Source organism: Hymenobacter sp. 15J16-1T3B (genome assembly GCF_020711235.1).
Classification (GTDB): Bacteria; Bacteroidota; Bacteroidia; order Cytophagales; family Hymenobacteraceae; genus Solirubrum.
Genome location: NZ_JAJFAV010000011.1, coordinates 164,097 through 183,242, shown reverse-complemented (window position 1 = coordinate 183,242; position 19,146 = coordinate 164,097). Strand labels below are relative to the sequence as shown.

At 66.3% G+C, this 19,146-nt stretch carries 15 protein-coding genes; 8 read left to right on the top strand and 7 right to left on the bottom strand.

The genetic code is table 11. The features are described from left to right. Positions 1 to 113 precede the first annotated feature (113 nt). The 3 genes from LJ737_RS18445 (at position 114) to LJ737_RS18435 (ending at position 5,226) form a co-directional block, all read left to right on the top strand. Positions 114 to 1,277, top strand: a complete 1,164-nt coding sequence (locus tag LJ737_RS18445; protein ID WP_227768220.1) for a zinc-dependent alcohol dehydrogenase — start codon at positions 114 to 116, stop codon at positions 1,275 to 1,277. A gap of 107 nt (positions 1,278 to 1,384) precedes the next feature. Then, positions 1,385 to 2,452, top strand: coding sequence for an NHL repeat-containing protein (locus LJ737_RS18440; RefSeq protein WP_227768219.1), 1,068 nt, complete (start codon positions 1,385 to 1,387; stop codon positions 2,450 to 2,452). Between the two features lie 179 nt (positions 2,453 to 2,631). After that, positions 2,632 to 5,226, top strand: coding sequence for a S8 family serine peptidase (locus tag LJ737_RS18435; protein WP_227768252.1), 2,595 nt, complete (start codon positions 2,632 to 2,634; stop codon positions 5,224 to 5,226). A gap of 381 nt (positions 5,227 to 5,607) precedes the next feature. Here LJ737_RS18435 and LJ737_RS18430 read toward each other — a convergent pair whose 3' ends face one another. Beyond that, a complete protein-coding gene (locus LJ737_RS18430; RefSeq protein WP_227768218.1) occupies positions 5,608 to 6,360 on the bottom strand; it encodes a M57 family metalloprotease in 753 nt (250 codons plus the stop codon). A gap of 677 nt (positions 6,361 to 7,037) precedes the next feature. Here LJ737_RS18430 and LJ737_RS18425 point away from each other — a divergent pair. The 3 genes from LJ737_RS18425 (at position 7,038) to LJ737_RS18415 (ending at position 11,041) form a co-directional block, all read left to right on the top strand. After that, positions 7,038 to 8,483: a PSP1 domain-containing protein gene (locus tag LJ737_RS18425; protein ID WP_227768217.1), complete on the top strand. Its 1,446-nt coding sequence runs from the start codon at positions 7,038 to 7,040 to the stop codon at positions 8,481 to 8,483. A gap of 12 nt (positions 8,484 to 8,495) precedes the next feature. Next, positions 8,496 to 9,020 (top strand): gliding motility lipoprotein GldH, encoded by a 525-nt coding sequence (locus tag LJ737_RS18420; RefSeq protein ID WP_227768216.1) that lies wholly within the window; start codon positions 8,496 to 8,498, stop codon positions 9,018 to 9,020. Between the two features lie 200 nt (positions 9,021 to 9,220). Then, positions 9,221 to 11,041, top strand: coding sequence for a hypothetical protein (locus LJ737_RS18415; RefSeq protein ID WP_227768215.1), 1,821 nt, complete (start codon positions 9,221 to 9,223; stop codon positions 11,039 to 11,041). Positions 11,042 to 11,169: 128 nt separating this feature from the next. Here the strand turns inward: LJ737_RS18415 and LJ737_RS18410 are convergent, their stop codons facing one another. After that, positions 11,170 to 12,048, bottom strand: a complete 879-nt coding sequence (locus LJ737_RS18410) for an SDR family oxidoreductase (protein ID WP_227768214.1) — start codon at positions 12,046 to 12,048, stop codon at positions 11,170 to 11,172. 106 nt (positions 12,049 to 12,154) lie between these two features. Next, the gene (locus LJ737_RS18405) at positions 12,155 to 13,039 is read right to left on the bottom strand and encodes a hypothetical protein (RefSeq protein WP_227768213.1); all 885 of its coding nucleotides are present in this window, start codon (positions 13,037 to 13,039) and stop codon (positions 12,155 to 12,157) included. 166 nt (positions 13,040 to 13,205) lie between these two features. Between LJ737_RS18405 and LJ737_RS18400 the strand changes: the two genes are divergently transcribed. Further along, a complete protein-coding gene (locus tag LJ737_RS18400) occupies positions 13,206 to 13,964 on the top strand; it encodes a phosphatase PAP2 family protein (protein ID WP_227768212.1) in 759 nt (252 codons plus the stop codon). Between the two features lie 38 nt (positions 13,965 to 14,002). Here LJ737_RS18400 and LJ737_RS18395 read toward each other — a convergent pair whose 3' ends face one another. Further along, on the bottom strand, positions 14,003 to 15,004 hold the full coding sequence (locus LJ737_RS18395) for a ComEA family DNA-binding protein (protein WP_227768211.1): 1,002 nt from the start codon (positions 15,002 to 15,004) through the stop codon (positions 14,003 to 14,005). 269 nt (positions 15,005 to 15,273) lie between these two features. On the opposite strand from LJ737_RS18395, the gene LJ737_RS18390 reads away from it, so the two are divergent. Then, the gene (locus tag LJ737_RS18390; protein WP_317206662.1) at positions 15,274 to 16,734 is read left to right on the top strand and encodes a family 43 glycosylhydrolase; all 1,461 of its coding nucleotides are present in this window, start codon (positions 15,274 to 15,276) and stop codon (positions 16,732 to 16,734) included. A 16-nt stretch (positions 16,735 to 16,750) separates the two neighbouring features. On the opposite strand, the gene LJ737_RS18385 is transcribed toward LJ737_RS18390, so the two are convergent. The 3 genes from LJ737_RS18385 to LJ737_RS18375 are packed head-to-tail and all read right to left on the bottom strand — an operon-like array spanning position 16,751 to position 19,077. Continuing rightward, positions 16,751 to 17,665 (bottom strand): hypothetical protein, encoded by a 915-nt coding sequence (locus tag LJ737_RS18385; protein ID WP_227768209.1) that lies wholly within the window; start codon positions 17,663 to 17,665, stop codon positions 16,751 to 16,753. Next, positions 17,655 to 18,440, bottom strand: coding sequence for a UDP-2,3-diacylglucosamine diphosphatase (locus LJ737_RS18380; protein WP_227768208.1), 786 nt, complete (start codon positions 18,438 to 18,440; stop codon positions 17,655 to 17,657). Before LJ737_RS18380 ends, LJ737_RS18385 begins: the two co-directional genes overlap by 11 nt. Beyond that, positions 18,421 to 19,077: a LutC/YkgG family protein gene (locus LJ737_RS18375; protein WP_227768207.1), complete on the bottom strand. Its 657-nt coding sequence runs from the start codon at positions 19,075 to 19,077 to the stop codon at positions 18,421 to 18,423. Before LJ737_RS18375 ends, LJ737_RS18380 begins: the two co-directional genes overlap by 20 nt. Positions 19,078 to 19,146: the final 69 nt, after the last annotated feature.

Sequence of the window (19,146 nt, the reverse complement as noted above, 5' to 3'; positions counted from 1 at the left end):
CCGCGAATTGTGCGGGGCGTGGTTTCGGGGAGGAAAGTTCGGCGGGGCAACCCCCGCTTCGGGCCGACCGTTAGCCTTGGCTACGTATCTACCACAACCAACCCACACCCCGTATGAAAGCCTTAGTCTTCCACGGCATCAAGGACGTGCGCGTCGACACGGTCGATGACCCGGAAATTGTCGATTCGCGCGACGCCATTATCCGCGTGACGAGCACCGCCATCTGCGGTTCCGATTTGCACATCTACAACGGCGGCATTCCGCAGCCCCGGCCCATGGTGCTCGGCCACGAGTTCATGGGCATTGTGGAGGAAGTAGGCAAGGGCGTGGGCGGCAAGCTCAAGGTGGGCGACCGGGTGGTGGTGCCCTTCCCCGTGGCCTGCGGCTGCTGCTTTTTCTGCAACCACGACCTGCCCGGCCACTGCGAGCATTCCAACCCCGACCACTACGGCCCCGAAGGCGGCGTGCTGACGGAAAAAGGCGGCGCGCTCTTCGGCTACACTGACCTCTACGGCGGCTACAACGGCGGGCAGGCCGAGTACGTGCGCGTGCCCTACGCCGACTACGGCCCCCGCGTCGTGCCCGACTCGCTCACCGACGAGCAGGCGCTGTTTCTCACCGACATCTTTCCCACCGGCTACTCCGGCATCGACTGGGGCGAGGTGAAGGGCGGCGAGTTCGTGGCCATTTTCGGCTCCGGGCCGGTGGGCATCATGGCCGCCAAATCGGCCTGGCTGCGCGGCGCCGCCCGCGTGGTCATCGTCGACGTGCTGCAGTACCGCCTCGACAAAGCCAAGGCCGCGGCCAACTGCGAAACCATCCTGTGGCAGGACCGCAAGCAGGTCATCGAGGAAATCCGCGCCATGAGCCAGGGCCGCGGCGCCGACGTGTGCGTGGAGGCCGTGGGCTTCGAGCCGCAGCGCGACCTGCTGGACCGCGCCAAGGCCGTTATCAACTTCGAAAAAGGCTCACCCAAGGTCATCGAGGCCTGCATGAGCGCGGTGCGCCGCGGCGGCATCGTGTCGGTGCTGGGCGTCTACGGGGCCTACTTCGACAACTTTCCCCTGGGCCAGTTCTTCGACAAGGGTATCACCCTGCGCGGCGGGCAGGCCCCGGCCCACAAGCACATCGACAAGCTGCTGCAGTACGTGGTGGAAGGCAAGGTCAAGCTCGACGACGTCATCAGCCACAAGCTGCCGCTGAGCGAAGCCGCCCACGGCTACGACATCTTCCGCAACAAGAAGGACAACTGCACCAAAGTCGTGCTCAAGCCCTAGCCGCCGCCGGCGCGTTTCCCGACTGCGTTGCCCACTGCCCCGGCCGTTCTGGCCGGGGCAGTTTGTTGTCCGGGCCTTACCTTTCGCAGCTTATTTTGCCCCGATTTATGCCGCTGCGTTTCCCGTTTTTGTTGTTGCTGTGGTGCCTGCTGATAGTCCAAGTAGCCGCCGCCCAACCCGCTGCGCCCGCCGCGGTCAGCACCTTGGCCGGCACGGCGGGCAGCAAGGGCAGCGCGGATGGGAACGGCGCGGCTGCCCGCTTCAGCCGCCCCATGGGCGTGGCCGTCGACGCCGCCGGCACCGTGTACGTGGCCGATACCGACAACCACGTCATCCGCAAAATCACCCCTACGGGCCAGGTAAGCACCCTGGCCGGCACTGCCGGGCAGAAAGGCTTCGCCGACGGCAGCGGCCCGGCGGCCCGGCTGTTCAATCCCGTCGGCGTGGCCCTTGATGCGCAGGGCACCCTGTACGTGGCGGACACCGGCAACAACGCCATCCGCAAAATCACGCCCGAGGGGGTGGTATCCACCCTGGCCGGGGCCGCCGGCAGCCCCAGCACCGCCGACGGCGTCGGCCCCGCTGCGCGGTTCAACCAGCCCCACGCCCTGGCCGTCGATGCTGCGGGCAATGTGTTCGTAGCCGACACGTACAACCACACGGTGCGCCGCATCAGCCCCGCCGGCGCCGTGACTACGCTGGCCGGCAGCCCCAAGCGAATCGGCAGCCTCGACGGCCCGGGCGCGGCGGCCAACTTCCGCTACCCCTACGGCATTGCCGTCGAGGCCAGCGGCACGCTTTACGTGGCCGACAACGGCAACATGACCGTGCGCCGGATCGGCCCCGACGGCACGGTGAGCACCCTGGCCGGCGCGGTCCGCAAGTTTGGCAACGCCGACGGTGCGGGCCCAGAGGCCCGGTTTATGGCGCCGTCGGGCGTGGCCCTGGCTGCCGATGGCACACTGTACGTGGCCGATGCGGCTGGCATGGTGGTGCGCCGCATCGGGGCCGGCGGGCAGGTAAGCACCCTGGCCGGCGACGCCAACTCGCCCGGCAGCGCCGATGGCCCGGCGGCTGCGGCCCGCTTCAAAAGTCCGTTGGGCTTGGCCGTGGGGCCCGGCGGGGCCGTGTACGTGGCCGATGGGCGCAACCACACCGTGCGGGTAATTCGCTAAGCAAGGTGCGGGGGACGCAAGACCCGAGCGGCGTGCGCGCGTCGGCCGGCTTTCGTATCTTGAAAGCCATTCTCCCGCTCCTGCCGTCAACCTGCGCCGCGTGCGTTGCGGGTTGATTTCGCGCTTTACCCAACCAAGCCACCGCTCTGAAAACCGTACTGTTTCGCTCCGCTTTGGCGGTGCTGCTGCCCGCGGCGCTGCTGTCTGTTGTCCACGCGCAAACGCCGGCCGCCCGCGCCGCGCCGTCCACCAAACTGGCTCCGCCGCTGCAAGTGGCGCCGAGGGCCGCGGCGTTCCGCGTACAGGTCGGGGATGCTGCTGCTTTCCGCCGCTGGGCCGCCCAATACTTGCCCGGCGCGCGCGTGCAGGCCACGGCCGACGCGCAACTGCTGACCGTACACGGCGTCGCCGATGCCGCCGCGCTGGCCGCTAGCCCTCACGTACGCTTCGTGCAAGCCGCTGACCGGCGGGCCCGCCCCGAACGTCAGCTCAACGGGGCCGACCTGGCCGCCAACACCGTCACGGCCGTGCACGCCCGCTACCCGCAGCTCACGGGCCAGGGGCTGACGGTTTCGGTAAAAGAGGACCCGATTGACATCGAGGACATCGACTTCAAGGGCCGCCTCGTCAACCCCAACCCCCAGGCGCGAATATTGGATGCGCACGCCACGATTATGGCGACGCTCATTGCCGGGGGCGGCAATTCCTCCCCCAATGGCAAGGGCGCCGCCTGGCAGGCGCGCATTGCGCAGGCCAGTTCCGCCAACCTGCTGCCCGACGACGGCGCAAGCCTGGCGGGCCAGGGCGTATCGGTGCAAAATCACTCGTACGGGGTGAACGTGGGCGCGGAGAACTTCTACGGCCTCGAAGCCCGCGCCTACGACGCGCAAGCCCGGCAATACCCCACGTTGGTGCACGTGTTTTCGGCTGGCAACGTGGGTACTCAGCCCGGGCCGGCGGGTACCTACGCCGGGCTGGCCAATACCGCCAACCTGACTGGGGAATTCAAAAACGCCAAAAACAGCCTGAGCGTGGGCAACACCGATGCCCTCGGGCAGGTGGTGGCGCTCAGCTCCCGCGGCCCCGCCGCCGACGGCCGGGTCAAGCCGGAATTAGTGGCCTTCGGCAGCGGCGGCTCCTCCGACGCGGCGGCGCTGGTGTCGGGGATTAGCTTGCTCGCGCAGCACGCTTACCAGCAGCGCCGCGGCGCCTTGCCCGCCGCGGCGCTGCTACGGGCTGCCCTGTTGAACACCGCCGACGATGCCGGGGCGCCCAACGTGGATTTTGCGGCGGGCTACGGGCAGGCCGATGCGCTGGGAGCCGTGCAAACCATGCTCGACGGCCGTTTTGTGGAGGGCAGCGTGGGCCAAGGGCAGGAACAGGTGTTCCCGCTGACGGTGCCGGCCGGCACCCACCGCCTGAAGATTACGCTGGCCTGGACCGACCCCGAAGCCGCCGCCAACGCTGCGACTACCCTCGTCAACGACCTGGACCTGACGCTGACCCGCGTCGCCGATGGCCAACGCTGGCTGCCGTGGACGCTTAGCGCCTACCCACACCTCGATTCGCTGGCCCAACCTGCCCGCCGCCGACCCAACCACCGCGACAACGCCGAGCAAATTACCCTCGATCTACCCGCGGCCGGTACGTACGAACTGCGGGTGCGCGGCTACCGACTCGGGCAAGGGCCGCAGGCCTTCAGCGTCGCCTACGAGCTGGCAAACGGCCTGACCTGGATTACGCCCTCCCAAGCGCGCACTGTCCGCCCGGGCGAAGAAACGTTGCTGCGCTGGCAGTGGTCCGGACCGGCCACGGCCGCCCGGTTGGAATACCAGGCCCTGGGCCAACCTGCCTGGAGCACCGTTAGCACTTCCCTGAATTTAGCGCAGCAAACGTTCCGCTGGGCCGCACCGGCCGCGCCGACGGCCGCCCGGCTGCGCTTGGTCAGCAGCACCGGGGCCGTCGTCTCCGATACATTTGTGGTGGCCCGACCACTGCCGCTGGATGTAGCGTACGCCTGCCCCGATGAAACCCTGCTCACTTGGGCCTCGGTGCCGGGCGCGACGCAGTACCAAGTGTATCAACTGGGCGCTACCCAGCTGCAGCCCTACCAGCTGCTGGCCGATACCGCCTTGCGCCTCAGCGCCGCCGAAGCCGCGGCTCGCTACTACGCCGTGGCTCCGGTTGTGCAGGGCCGAGTCGGGGAGCGGGGCAGCACCATCGACGTGACGCAGACCTGGTATGGGTGCTACGTACGCTCCTTCTTGCCCAAGCAGTTGGTAATGGACACGGTGCAGTTTACCCTCACGCTAGGCACCACGTACCGGCTCCAGACCATTGCGCTGGAACGCCGGGAAGCCGACGACAGCTTTGCCGCCGTGCAAACTCTGTCCTCCAACTTGCCGCTGACCACGGTGCTCACCGATCCGCAGCCGCGGGTGGGCCAGGCTGAGTACCGAACCCGCCTGCAGCTCAGCACTGGCCAAACTCTCTACAGCCAGATTGAAGTCGTGAACTTTGTGCCCGCAGTGGCCGATGTGCTGGTGTATCCGGTCCCCGTCGCGGTGGGAGAACCCCTGACCGTAGTTGGCCCGCTCGACCAGGCACTGCGCGTGCGGTTGTTCGATGTGGTGGGCCGTTTGTACCGTGATATAACGACCGATACCAGCGTTATCAAAGAGCTGGATACGGCCGGTTTACGCCCCGGAACCTACGTACTGCGCGTGAGCCTTCCGGGCGGCCGCGAAGTAACCCGGCGCATATTGGTGCTCTAAAGGCCCGGCTGCCGAAGCCCCGGCATTGGCAGGCCGCGCTGGTTGGATGAGCACCTCGGCTTGGCTACCAGCGCGGCCTGCCACTGTTGGCAAGGGGCGCAAGCGACAAGGGGCGGGCTTGCCACCGAGCCGGCGCCACGTAGCCTGCCGTTACGTTGTTGCCTGCTTCGGCTAGGGCATAAACGCTCCCTCGCCCATCTAATGACGCGTGGTCCAGGCAACGCAATTCCTAGCTGCAGTCAGCTGCAAAAAGCTTAGCGGATACTAATTGGGGCCTGCGCTGCCGCGCGTGAAAATAGCCTGATCAGCTAACAACCAACAACAAAAACGCCCCCGGCTCGCTTGAGCCGGGGGCGTTTTAGGTTCTGCTAAGCGGCGGGCTTAGTAGAGGTAGTTGAGGGCAATTTTGTCGTTGGCGTTGAAGTAGCGGTTAACACCGTTGCCAACGCAAGCCAGCATCCACGAATTGGGGTCGGCGCCCGAGGGCGTGCCGGGAATGAGGATAGCGCCTACCGTGCTGGCACCTTCGTTCGAGGCGGCCCCGCCGCAGCTGTACGCGCGGTTGAAGTAGTCCGTGTGGCGCAGACCGATGCAGTGGCCCATTTCGTGCGCCATGATAGTAGCGATGTAGCCCACGTTGGTGCTGTTGATGACGCTCGGCGAGAGTTTGAAGCCCGGCGCGGGGTTGCCACCCGAGGGGAAACCACCCGATTGACCCAGGATGCCAGCACCCAGGTAAGCCGACGTGATTGGCATCTCGGCTGCGGTGGAGCCGGTAACGCGCGTGAAGCGCAGCTGCAGGTTCTCCGCGTTGTAGCGACGAATAGCTTCGTCAACGGCCGAGACGTAAGCCGACGGGAAGCTGCCGACCAGCTTAACCGTAATCGTGCGGGGCAGGCGGGTCACCAGATTGGTGGTGCGGTACTGCTCTTCCTGGCCGACGCGCAGCAATTTCGATTCCGGGTTGCTGGCCAGCATTTCATTGGTCAGCAGAATGTCGCCTTCGACAACTACGCCTTCTTCAACTTTTCGGGCGCCGTCTGCCGTGAAACCAAGGGCTTTGATTTGGGCAGTGGTGGCATCAGCAACGAGGTCCTTGGCTTGTACATTTTCCTTTTTGGAGCAGCTGGCCATGGACAGTGCTGCGAATGCGCAGACAGCGGCGGTCGATAGTACGTGGTTGAACTTCATACAGTGGTTTGGTTGGGGAGTTGGTTGAACAATGTGCAAAAGGTAGAAGTGTTTTTTGAAAACATCAAATATAATTCACTGAAACTTCATTATTTATCCATCGTATCGCGCGCTGGTGCGGGTGCAGGTTCCTTGTGACTAACCGGAAAATGTAGCTGTAATATAAGGTGGGTATTATATTTTAATGGGCATTTGCTTTAGTTGCCGGTTGGTTGAACGGGATAAGTTGCGTTGTTTGTTTTGGTACTTTGCCATTAAAGCCAATTTAAAGATTGTAGCTTGGCAAACGTTTGTTAGGCAAGCCTAATAAAAAAGAGCTGTGTCGATAAAATCCAAAAATGGGAACAGCTTACCGGATACCGGAAAACAAGCCCGCACTGGGACGTTTGCCGCCCCAAATCGGGAAGGGGCACCGGGCCAATAGCTCCCGCCCGCGCCGGGAGTCGAAATGCGTATCTTTGTTTTAAACCGATTGTTCCTCGCGGGCCTCGTTTCGACGGCCTGCCTACTAATAGATTTTCACTGTGGCTTGCACTTCATGTTCCAGCGGCGGCGGTTGCGCCACCTCTGGTTGTGGCTCCAAAGGGGGCTGCTCCTCGGGCGGCTGCACCCGCCTGAATGTGTTCGATTGGCTGCAGGACATTGACCTGCCGGCCGGTTTTCAAGAATTTGACCTCGTCGAAATTCGCTTCAAGGGCGGACGCAAAGAGTTTTACCGCAACGACAAGCGTCTGCACCTCACCACCGGCGACGCCGTGGTGGTGGAGGCCAGCGGCAACGGCTGGCACCTGGGCTACGTCTCGCTCAAGGGCGAGCTGGTGCGCCTGCAGATGAAAAAGAAAAAGGTGCCGCAGGACTCCAAGGACATCCGCGGCATCCTGCGCGTGGCCACCGACCAGGACGTGGAACGCTACGAGGCTGCCCGCGAACTGGAGTTGAACACCATGTTCCGGGCCCGCTCGGTGGTGGACGAGCTGCGCCTGAAAATGAAGCTCTCCGACGTAGAATACCAGGCCGACCGCACCCGCGCGACCTTCTTTTATTCGGCCGAAGACCGCGTCGATTTCCGCGACTTGATCAAGCGCTTGGCGGAAGAATTCCGGGTGCGCGTGGAAATGCGCCAGATTTCCCTGCGCCACGAAGCCGGCCGCCTGGGCGGCATCGGGGCCTGCGGGCGCGAGCTGTGCTGCTCCACCTGGCTGACGGAGTTTAAGAGCGTAAGCACCACTGCCGCGCGCTACCAAAACCTGAGCCTGAATCCGGCCAAGCTCTCGGGCCAGTGCGGCCGCCTCAAGTGCTGCCTGAACTACGAGCTGGAAACCTACCTCGACGCGCTCAAGGACATTCCGCAGGTGGCCCGCCCGCTGCAAACGCAGATGGGCGACGCCTTCCTGCAGAAGACCGACATTTTCAAAAAGCGCATGTGGTTTGCCTTCCGCGGCGACAACAACTGGGTGATGCTGCCCACCGAGCGCGTCAAGGAAATCCAGGCCCTGAACAAGGCCGGCGAAAAGCCCGACACCCTGCTGGCCCCCGTGCTGGAGCCGGTGGTGGAAGTCAGCGTGCAGGAGCACGTGGAAGGTTCGCTCGACCGCCTCGACGACAAAATCAAAGCGGGCAAGCGCGCCAAGCGCAAAAAGAAGAAGGAAAAAGGCCCGCTGGCCCCAGCCGCCGGCGTGCAGCCCAAGCCCACCGCCACGGTGCCCAAAGACGCTCCGCGGCCCCGCACGGAGCCCAAGCCGAAGCCGCCCGTCGAAGCTGTGCCCACGGCAGCGGCGGAAGGCGGTGAAGCGCGCGGAGCCAAAGCCGGCGGCCGGGGCGGTAACAACCGCCGCGGCCGCGCCAACGTGAGCACCGACGCGCCGCGTACCGATCGGCCCGCCCCGCGCTTTGACCCGCGTTTCCGCAACACCGCCGGCGGCGAAGCCGGCAGCCCTGAAGGCGGCGCCGGCCGTCCGCCCGGCGACGAAAGCCGGGGCGGCCGTTCGCGCCGCGGTGGCCGCCGCAGCGGCGGGGGCGAAGGCGGCTCCGGCGCCCCCGGTAATTCCGCTCCCTCTGCTTCCTGATGTAGTTCACCGATGATGCACAACTTGCTGACCCACTGGCGCCGGGCTGCGCTGCTGCTCCTGCTCGCGCCCGCTCTTGTGGCCTGCGACCCGAACCGGGTGTACGAAGACAACGCGGACCTGAAAACCAACGGCCAGCCTTACCTCTGGTCGGTGCAAGACAAGCCCGCGTTCGAGTTTGACATCACCGATGCGGCCCAGCTCTACAACGTGTACTTCAACGTGCGCAACGCCATGGGCTACGGTTACTACAACCTCTACATGAAGGCCACGCTGACCGGGCCCGACGGCAAACCGGTGGGGGCGCCCATGCTGCACCAGATGATTCTGATGGACCCCAAGACCGGGGAACCGCGCGGCAACGGCACCGGCGACATTTACGACCACCAGTTTCTGGCCATGCCGCGGCAGCGCTTTCCGCAGCCCGGCAAGTACCGCGTGGTGCTCGAGCAGTACATGCGGCAGGACGTGCTGCCGGGCATTATGTCGGTGGGCGTGCGGGTGGAGAAAGTGCCGGCCGACGGTGCTGCTAAGTAGTACGTCAGCACTGGTTTAGTATGGCAGCCGCCGCCCCGGTCACGGGGCGGCGGCTGTGTTTCTGAATAGGATAGTAACGGTGCGGGGTAGGGGTAAAGCAGGAGGGGAAAAGTATGCAGTTGGACAACTCCGCCGGAAAAGGCGGCGTATAGTTTTGACTGCTTTCCAAGTTCTCACCCTAACCCAACCAACACCTTACAATGGCTGACAACACCAAAAATCCGACCAACGCCCAGAACTCGACCTCCGGTTCGACCCAAGGTTCCACGCAGGGCGGCTCGACGGGCATGAACGCCAACGCCGGGGGCACGCAAGGCAACGCCAGCAACCAATCCGGTTCTTCTACTTCCTCTTCCTCGGGCCTGACCAGCGGCGACAGCAACCGCACGTCAGGCTCGACTACTTCCAGCCAGTCGCTGGCCAACTCGGAAACGAGCATGGGCCAGGGCGGCCTCACGGGTTCGTCCAGCGCCGGCAAGTCGGGCAGCAGCAAGTCCTCTTCGGGCAGCGCCAGCGGCAAGTCGGGCAGCAGCAAATCCGCTACTGGCTCTACTTCGGCTTCGTCGTCGACCTCGGCCAAAAAATCGGGCAGCAGCTCCACGAAAGCCTCGTCTTCGTCGGGCAAGAGCGGCTCGTCGTCCGGCAAAAACCAGGACCAGAGCAGCGGCCAAGGCAGCTCCGGCTCGATGAGCGGTCAGCAAAGCGGCCAAAGCAACTACGGCGGCAACTTCGGCAACTCCATGGAGGGCAGCCACCGCGACCATGACCGCGACGAAAACATGTACAGCGGCGCCGGGCGCGGCGAATTCGGCTCGCAAGGCCGCGGCAACACCCAGGGCGGCTATGGCAACCAGGACCGCGACTACGACACCCGCTCGCGCGGGGGCGAGTACGGCGACGACGGCTACAACCGCGGCCGCCAGGGCAACTCCTACGGCCAGTACGGCGGGCAGGACGACTACCGCGGCAACCAGATCGGCTACAGCGGCAGCTACGGGCAGCAAAGCAACTACGGCGGCCAAGGCGGCTACGGCCAGCAGGGCGGCATGAGCAACAGCAACCGCGGCGGCATGCAAGGCAACTACGGCGGCCAGCAGGGCGGCCACAACTACGGCGAGCAGCGCCAAGGCCACATGGACAGCCAGTTCGGCCAGCGCGACTCCTACGGCTACCAGGAACGCGGCTACGGCCAGCAGGGCGGCAGCAACATGGGCGGCGGCATGCAGAACAGCTACGGCTCGCAGGGCGGCGACTACAGCGGCCGTAACTACGGCGGCCAAGGTGGCAACCAGGGCGGCATGAGCGGCCGCGGCATGCAAACCAACGACCGCGACGATTACCGCAGCTCGAACGACAACGGTTCGCGCTACGGCCAAGGCCAGGGCTACAGCCAGGACTATGGCCGCTCGTCGATGGGCGGGGGCTACGACCAAGGCCGCGGCCAGCAAGGCGGCATGAGCAACCGCGGCGGCCGCGAGCAGGACGACTACGGCCAGTACAGCACCCGCAACCAGCGCGAAGACCAGGACCGCTCGTCCTCGCGTGGCGGCTACGATAACCAGGGCTCCTCGCGCGGTGGCGACTACTACGGTGGCGGCTACAGCGGCGGCCAGGGCAGCCAGGGCCGCAGCAACATGGGCGGCGGTCAGATGGGCGGCGGCTACGGCGGCGGCTACAACGATGACCGCTACAGCTCGGGCCGCTCGGGCTCGTCCTACGGCTCGCAGAACAGCAACTACGACTCGCGCAGCGGTTACAACGAAGGCCGCGGCGGGTACATGGGCAACTCCGACCAGGGCTACGGCTCGCGCGGCGGCTCCTACAACGACGAGTACGATTCGTCGAACCGCAACTCGCGCCAGGGCTCGGCCTCGCGCGGCGACATGCGCAACGAGGACCGCAGCCAGAACTACGGCCAGCAGAACCGCGGCAACTACCGCAACCAGGACGACAACTCGGACTACGGCTCCGGCTCGTCCTCGCGCCGCAACCGCGGCCGTGACGACGACGACCGGTACTAGGTCGGCGTAACTGACTAAAAAGGCCCCTCGGCATTGCCGAGGGGCCTTTTTTTATGCCGTCGAGGCAACTGCTATTGAGCCAGATCGGCCCAGCCATGGGCACTGACCGATCCGACTACGGGGCGCGGCTAGGCGGGGAGGAAGGCGGCTCGATGCTCCTGCGCAAACTCCTGCAGCGTGCGCGGCCGCCGGCCGGTGAGCTGCTGCACGTCGGGGGTGACGGTGGCCGCGTGCCCGGCGCGGATGAGGGCGTTCAGCTCCATGATGCCGTCGACCATCCACTGCGGAGCGCCCTGCATGCCCTCACGGGCCGCCTCCTCCGGTACGTCGACGTATTGCACCGGGCGGCCCGTCGTCTGGCCGATGATGGCGGCCACGTCGCTGTTGCTCAGCGCTTCGGGGCCGGTGAGCGGGTAGGCGCGGCCGTGGTGCCGGGCTACGTCGGCGGTAAGAATAGCGGCGGCTACTTCGGCAATGTCGAAGGCGTCGATGTAGCTGGCGCGCCCTTCGCCCTGGGGCTGGTAGATGCGGCCCTGTTCTCGGATGCTGGTGCCTTGGTAAGCGAGGAAGTTCTGCATGAAGCTGTTGGGCCGCAGAATGACGTAGGGCAGCCCGCTCTGCGCCAGGTACCGCTCGGCTTCGCGGTGCCAGCGCCCCAGCTGAATGCCGGGCTCCACCTCGGCGCCCATCACCGACAGCTTCACCACCTGCTTCACGCCGGCCGCCTTAGCCGCATCGATGAAGCGTTTGCTGTCCTCGACCATCGTTTCGGTGAACGGCACGAGCAGAAAGACCCGGTCGACGCCGGTGAGGGCCACGCCCAGCGTTTCGGGGCGCTGAAAGTCCAGCTCCACGAGCTGCACCTCGGGGTAAAGGTGGCGCAACCGGTCGCCCTTGATGACGGAATGCACGCCGGCGCGCACGTGCACGCCGCGGTTGCTGAGGGCGCGGACCAACTCGGAGCCGACGGTGCCGGTAGCCCCGGTAATCAGAATGGTTTCGGGCATGGGGTGTAGTGGTTCGGTAGAGGGAAAGACGGATGTGGTGCGACTACCGCCGAGCTCGCCGCTTTGTTTGGGGCCAGACGCTCGGCGGACCCGCCTGCGCCGGGCGCTAGCGGGCCGCGGTGTTGCCGCGGAAGCTGGCCCGGAACAGCTTGCCTTTTTCGTTGCTGAGCACGAAGTCCTGGTTGTTGACGAAGCTCAGGGCCTCTGCTTGCCCGCTGCCGGGCAGGGGCAGGCAGCTCTTGGCCCCGCTAAACAGGGGGTGGCCGGGCTCCACGTCGATCAGGTACACGTGGCCGTAGCCGAGCAGGGCCACGCGGCGGCCGTCGGGGCTGATGTCGGCGGCCGTTATCCAGGTGTTGATGCGGATGCTGTCGGCGAGGCGGGCCACGTAGTTGCCGGGCCGGGCGGGCATGTGGTACTCTTTCACCCAGTTGCCCTCGCCGCGGTTTTTGGTGAAGAGGTAAAGACTGTCGTTGTGGTAGAAAAACGCCTCGCAGTCGAAGTTCCGGGCCTTCTTCTTGGGGGGAAACTGCTTTTGGTCGGGGTAGTGGAAGCGGATGGTGTCGACCTTCTTCAGCCCGGGGCCGCTGAGGCGGTACACGCGCAGGTCGCGGCGCTTGTTGGCGTTGTTGCCGAAGTCGCCGATGAAGAGGTGGCCGCGCTGCCGGTCCTGGGCCAGGTCTTCCCAGTCAACGTTTGTGGCCCCGCGCACCGGGTGGGTGCGGATCAAGTCCCCCTGCGGGCTGACCAAATACAGCCACGTGGTGTTGCCGCCGTCGCCGTGGGTCCAGAGGTTGCCGTCGGTGTCGGCCACCGCCAGGCCCGAGCTTTCCACCACTTCCTCTTTGTGCAGGCGCCCTACGGTTTGCACTTGATAGTCCTTGCTGACGCGCGCAAAGTCGCCGCGTTCATCGTTTTTGGTGCAGCCGCAAAGCAACGAGTGCGCAAAAATCAGCAGGGGAATCAGTTTGTCGCGGAGTACGAACAGCATGGCGCAAGCGGAAAAGCCGGTTTCGCGGGCCGAAACCGAGGGTATTCTGCGCTGCCTTACGCAAAGCGTCGGTGATTGGCTGCAATTCGTCGATTCATCAGCTGGTCTTCATGCTAGGCGCCGGAACTTCCGGGAATAACTGTCCCTGCCCGTGCCCCTGCTGGTTTTGTCCCTACTGCTGCCTTTGGCCGCGCCCGATTCTCTGTTGCCCGATTCGGTCCGGCCGCCCGCGCCGGTGGTCGTCGTGGCCCCGCGCCCGCGCCGGGCGGCGCTGGTCCCGCGCCTGAGCGTGCCGGCCGCGTTTGTGGCCTACGGCGTGGCCACCCTGAACCGCCCCGGCAGCCGCGAAAATGCCCTCAACCACGAAACCCGCGAAGAGCTGCTGGAAACCTTTCCCCGCTTTCACACCCGCCTCGACAACTACACCCGGCACGCGCCCACGGCCGCCGCGTACGTGCTGCCGCTGCTGGGCGTGAAGGGGCGCTACCACGCCCTCGATTTCACCCTGCTCTACCTGACGGGCCGGGCCCTGAACGATGGGCTGACCAGCCAGCTGAAAAAGCGGGTGGGAGAGTGGCGCCCCGGCCCCACGCCCGACCAACGCTCCTTCCCGTCGGCGCACACCAGCGAGGCGTTTTTCTCGGCCACGCTGCTCTACGAGCAATACCGCGAGCAAAACCCGTGGATCGGCGCCGGGGGCTACGCCGTGGCCGCCGCCACCGGCACCATGCGCATGCTCAACGACAAGCACTGGCTCTCCGACGTGGTGGCCGGGGCGGGCATCGGCATTGCGTCGGCCGAGGCGGCGTGGTACCTCTACCCGTGGCTGCGGCGCCGCTTGGTGTCGCCGCTGGCCCGGCGGCTGGTGCTGGCTCCCGTCGCCGGGCCGCACATGGGCGGGCTGGCGGTGGCCTTCCGGCCCTGAGGCGCGTACCCGCGCCGGTGCGGGACGAGGAAGATTCCTCAGAAGCGCAGGTACGGCAGCAGCTTCTGGTACGTGGCGTCGTCGAGCACCCGAATCTGGCGCAGGTCGGCGGGCTGGCGGAAGCGGCCGTGCTGCTGGCGGTAGGCCACCACTACGCGGGCCAGGCGCTTGCCCAGGTAGGGGTGCTGGCAGATTTCGTCAAACTCACCCTCGTTCAGGTTGAGCGGTTGCGGCTGGTAATTCGGGGTCACAAAAGTGTATTTGCGCAGGCTGTCCACCAAGTCGGGCGCGTCGCGCAGGCTGTAAATTTCGGCGGCCTGGTCCAGGCTGATGAAGCCGCCGAGCCGCTCGCGGTACTCCACCACCCGCGCCGACAGCCGCCGGCCGATGCCGCGGATTTGCATGAGCTGGGTGGTGTCGGCCGCGTTCAGGTCGAAAGGCTGCAAGTGACGCGGCTTGCGCGGAAACTTGCCCGCCTGACTCGCCGCGCTGCCTTCGGCCGCAAACGGCTGGGTGGAACGTTCGGGGTAGCGGCTGGCGTAGGCCTTTTTCTCGGACGGCGGCAGCTGCTCGGGTAGCAGCAGGTAAGGCGCCAGGCGCTGGTAGGTCGTGTCGTCGAGGCCGTAGGCTTTACGAATCTGCTCCTTGGCGCGGAAGCCGCCGATGGTGGTTCGGTATTTCACCAGCCGCTTGGCCAAGAAACGGGGCAGCCCGCGGGCCTGCCAGCCGGTTTCGTCTACGGCATTCGGGTCGAAAGGCGCGAGCGGAATGCGGGCCACCCGGGCGTAAGTGGGCCGGCGCGCGGGGTAGCGGCGGGGAGTGGCTTCGGTGGGGCGGGCGGCGGTCAGCTCGGCGGCTACCTGCTCCAGCTGGCGGCGGTCGGCGGCGGGGTTGTAGCGGGGCAGCACGGGGCGCAGCAGGGCCGGCGCGGCCAGCAACGCCAGCAGCAGCAGCAGCAAGAGCGCGAAGCCGTTGGTTTCGGTGCGGGAAAACCCGAAGTGCCGCCGAACCAAGCGACGTAACGTATTCAGCACGGACATAGTAAACTCGCAATAAGGCGTCTAAATCGGTGGAAAATCTACCGATAAATAGCGTCTCGTGCATGTTCACCGGGAAAATTTACGAGTGTTGGGGGCGCCTGTTCACGGACTGGCTTTTCAGCGCGGCCGAGCCCTTGTGCCGCCAACCGTCTGGTAAGTCCGGCCGGCTTTTTCACGTTGCCGTCTGCGCCGCCGTGCTAGTCGTGTTCACAACATGCCAACGCCCGGCCCCTGCGGCTTCGGCCAGCGGCCCTGCACCCGCCAATCCCGTGTTGCCCGGCGACTTTCCCGATCCGTCGGTAAGCAAGTGGGGGCGCACGTACTGGGCCACCGCCACCTCTTCCAACTGGGCGCCGGCTTTTCCGCTGTTGAAGTCCACGGACCTGCGCACCTGGGAACTGGTGGGGCACGTGTTTCCCGGCGAGCCGCCCGCCTGGGCCGATTATTACTTCTGGGCGCCTGAAATCAGCTTCGACCGTGGCCAAGCGTACGTGTACTACACCGCCCACCGCCGCGGGGGCGCGCTGTGCGTGGCCGCCGCCCGCGCCGACCGGCCCGAAGGCCCCTACACCGACCTCGGTCCGCTGGTGGAGCAGCCCGCCGGCTCCATCGACGGCTTTGCGGTGCGCGACGAACACGGCCGGCTGTACCTGGTGTGGAAGGAGGACGGCAACAGCCGCAACCAGCCCACGCCCATCTGGGCCCAGCCGCTGCGCGAGGACCGCACCGGCCTGCTGGATCGGCCCGTCGAGCTGTTCCGCAACGACCAGCCCTGGGAGGGCAACTTGGTCGAAGGCGTGTCCATCGTGCGCCGGGCGGGGTATTTCTACGCCTTTTATGCCGGCAACGGCTGCTGCGGGCGCAACTGCACCTACGGCCTGGGCGTGGCCCGCGCCCGGAGCCTGCTCGGGCCTTGGGAGAAATACCCGCACAACCCGGTGCTACGCAGCACCGACGCCTGGAAATGCCCCGGGCACGGCACCGCCGTGGAGCACGGCGGCCGGTGGTTTTTGCTGCACCACGCCTACCGCGCCCGCGGCTGGGAGTACGTGGGGCGGCAAGGGGTGCTCAGCGAGTTTCGCTGGAGTGCAGCCGGCTGGCCCGAGTTTGGGCCGGAAACAACCGCGGCTGCCCCCGCACTGGCAGCGCCCACGCGTTGGCGGGATGATTTTCGGGGTGCCCGGCTGAACCCGGCTTGGCAATGGCCCGTGCTGGCCCGCCCGCGCGTTGCCCTACGCGGCGGCCGGCTGCACCTCACGGCCCGGCCCGACGGTGGCGGGGCGGCCCTGGGCCGCTCTATTGCCGCAGCCGACTTCACGGCCACCACCACGCTGCTCAACCCTCAGCTCCTGCCCGCCGGCACCAGCGCCGGCCTAGCCGTCCTCGGCGACACGGACAACGCCTTGGCCCTGACCGCCGGCGGCGGTGCGCTGCGGCTTTGGCAGCGCCAGAAAGGCCGGCTGCGGACGCTGGCCGAAACCGCTCTGCCCGCCACCAATGCAGCCCTTACGTTGCGCCTGCAAGTGGTCCAAGGCAAGGAATGCCACGCCGCCTGGAGCACCGACGGCGGCCGCACCTGGCAGCCCTTGGCCACCGCCGAAGCCACCGACGGCTCCTTCCTGCCGCCCTGGGACCGGGGTGTGCGGGCCGGGCTGCTGGCCTTGGGCTTGGCCTCGGTTACCGCTTCGTTTGAGGATTTCGCGCTGGAAAACCAGTTCGATACTCCGTGAGCCGCAACGCCCGCAATCAGCGCGGGAGCTGGTACACGGCGAAGCCGGCGGGGCTGAGGGCGTAGAGGTACTGCTCGCCCACCAGCACCTGGGCGGCGTCGGGCACGGGCAGCAGCACGGTGCGCTCCTGAAAGCTGTAGAGATGGTAGAAGTGCAGCAGGCCGTCCTTGAGGTAGTACAGCTCGTCGCCGCGGAAGCCTACCCAACTCAGGCCGGTGAGCGGCAGGCGCTTGCGGAAGTTGCCCAGGTTGTCGAACACCCAGATGCCGCTGGTGCGGTCGACGAGGTAGAGGTTGTTCTGGTACTCGCGCAGAAAGCGAAAATCGGGCTTGATGCGGCTCAGCAGCACGTCCAGGGGCGTGGCCACCGTCACGCGCTGCTGCCCGGAGTTGTACTGCAGCAGCGTGAGGTTGCTTTCGTTGAGCAGCCAGAGGTTGTCGTCGGGCGCGATGGTGGCCAGGCGAATCAGGCCGTTGTCGATGACTTCGGAAAGCCGCGTGCCGCCGATGGGCGCCAGAAACCGGTCGAGCACCAGCAGTTCCTGCCGGTCGTCGTAGTACACCAGGATTTTGGCCGCGTTCCAGGCTTCCACCGAGCCGGTGTGGCCCACCAGCGGCGGCGAGTAGGTAGCCAGCAGCTGCCCCTCGGGCCCGAACTGGCGCAGGCTGTTCTTGGCGTCGGTCACGTAGAGGTTGCCGCGCCGGTCCAGCGACGCCGGGCCGGGCTGGGCCAGCGGCACGGTGCGCACCAGCGTCAGGCTAGCGGCCGGTGCAGCGGGGCTAGGCGGCAGCTGGGCCGCAGGGCGGGCTTCGGCTGGGGCCGTGGGCTGGGGCGTCGTCGTTTGGGCCAGAGCCGGTCCGCCGAGCAGGCCCAGAGCCACTGCGGCCGGTCCGCCCAACCGGGCACCTAGCCAGCGGCGCTTAGCCTTCAAAACGCTCCAGAGACAGGGTGTGGCCATCGTAGACGCCGTACGTGCAATAATTGACCCACTCGCCGAGGTTGACGTAGCGGCTGTGCTCCCCCACGGGCACGTCGAGGGGCAGGTGGCGGTGGCCAAACACGTAGTAGTCGTGGTGGAAACGCTTTTCCAGCTCCCGGCAGTACACCAGCAGCCACTCGTCGTCGCCGAGGTACACGTCGTCCTTGGCCGTGTTGCTCAGGCGGCTGCGCTGGCTCCAGGCGTTGGCAATGCCGATGCCCACGTTGGGGTGGATGCGCGCAAACAGCCACTGGGCCACCGGCGAAGCGAAGATGCGCTTGAGCACCTTGTAGGTGTAGTCCTTGGGCCCCAATCCGTCGCCGTGACCGAGGTGAAAGCGCTGCTCCCCGATAGTCAGGCTGACGGGGTGGCGCAGCACCGGGATACCCAGCTCCTGGGTGAAGTAGCCGAACATCCACATGTCGTGGTTGCCGGTGAAGAAGGTCACGGGCAGCCCGCCGTCGACCAGCTCGGCCAGCTTGCCCTGCAGGCGAATAAAGCCGCGCGGAATGGCGTGGCGGTACTCAAACCAGAAGTCGAAAATGTCGCCGACCAGGTAGATGGCGGCCGCGTCCTGAGCGGCCATGTCCAGCCAGCGCACGATGCGCCGCTCCCGCTCCCGCGAGCTGGCGGGCGAGGGGGCGCCGAGGTGAAAGTCGGAGGCGAAGTACACCTTGCGGCTGGGCGCCAGGGGCACCGGGGGCAGCTCAGGCAGCGGGGAGGTCATCCAGTAAAAAAAGCGTGATGCTGCGCGGGCCGTGGGCGCCGAGCACCAGGGTCTTCTCGATGTCGGCGGTGCGGCTGGGGCCGGTGGCCAGGGAGAGCATGGACGGCAGCTTGTCCAGCCCGCCAAACTTGTCCTCGGCCAGCTGCAGGGCGTCGGCAATGTCGGCCACCACCTGCGAAGCGCGGGCGAAGACCAGTTGCTGATCGGGGTAGATGCTCAGGCGCCGGCCGCTGGCCGTGGCCGCGCTCAGCAGCACCGAGCCGGTGCGCGCCACCAGGGCCTCGCAGGTGGTCAGGCCCGCGTCGGCGTGGGCAATGAAGTCGGTTTCGTCGCCGATGTGCACGATGCCGGCCGCGTGCAGCAGCTTTTTCAGCTCCGGCTCCCACACGAACAGGTGCTCGATGCCGCGCTCCTTTTTGTGGGCGTAGAGCAGGTCGTAGAAATGCTCGACCGAGTCGCAGTAGTAGAACGTGCCCCCGGCCCGCACGAAGCTCTCGGCGAAGCTGATGGCGAGGTCATCGGCCGGGGCCGGAAACAGCGGCGCGGTGAAGTTGGGCACGGCCGGCTGCTGCGGGCTGGGCTGCTGCAGGGCCGTGCGGATGCGGCGCAGAATTGCTTCTCTTGACGATTCGGCCATACGACAAAGCTACGCAGGGAAGAGGAGTGTTGGCGCGAGGACGCTATTTCCGGCGGGAATGCACGAGGA

What these genes read in the sequence shown, in the direction of transcription:
- LJ737_RS18430 (WP_227768218.1), bottom strand. Translation starts at nt 6,360, where the DNA reads ATGGCCAGCTGCTCCAAAAAGGAAAATGTACAAGCCAAGGACCTCGTT.
- LJ737_RS18445 (WP_227768220.1), top strand. Translation starts at nt 114, where the DNA reads ATGAAAGCCTTAGTCTTCCACGGCATCAAGGACGTGCGCGTCGACACG.
- LJ737_RS18440 (WP_227768219.1), top strand. Translation starts at nt 1,385, where the DNA reads ATGCCGCTGCGTTTCCCGTTTTTGTTGTTGCTGTGGTGCCTGCTGATA.
- LJ737_RS18380 (WP_227768208.1), bottom strand. Translation starts at nt 18,440, where the DNA reads ATGACCTCCCCGCTGCCTGAGCTGCCCCCGGTGCCCCTGGCGCCCAGC.
- LJ737_RS18395 (WP_227768211.1), bottom strand. Translation starts at nt 15,004, where the DNA reads ATGTCCGTGCTGAATACGTTACGTCGCTTGGTTCGGCGGCACTTCGGG.
- LJ737_RS18415 (WP_227768215.1), top strand. Translation starts at nt 9,221, where the DNA reads ATGGCTGACAACACCAAAAATCCGACCAACGCCCAGAACTCGACCTCC.
- LJ737_RS18420 (WP_227768216.1), top strand. Translation starts at nt 8,496, where the DNA reads ATGATGCACAACTTGCTGACCCACTGGCGCCGGGCTGCGCTGCTGCTC.
- LJ737_RS18405 (WP_227768213.1), bottom strand. Translation starts at nt 13,039, where the DNA reads ATGCTGTTCGTACTCCGCGACAAACTGATTCCCCTGCTGATTTTTGCG.
- LJ737_RS18410 (WP_227768214.1), bottom strand. Translation starts at nt 12,048, where the DNA reads ATGCCCGAAACCATTCTGATTACCGGGGCTACCGGCACCGTCGGCTCC.
- LJ737_RS18375 (WP_227768207.1), bottom strand. Translation starts at nt 19,077, where the DNA reads ATGGCCGAATCGTCAAGAGAAGCAATTCTGCGCCGCATCCGCACGGCC.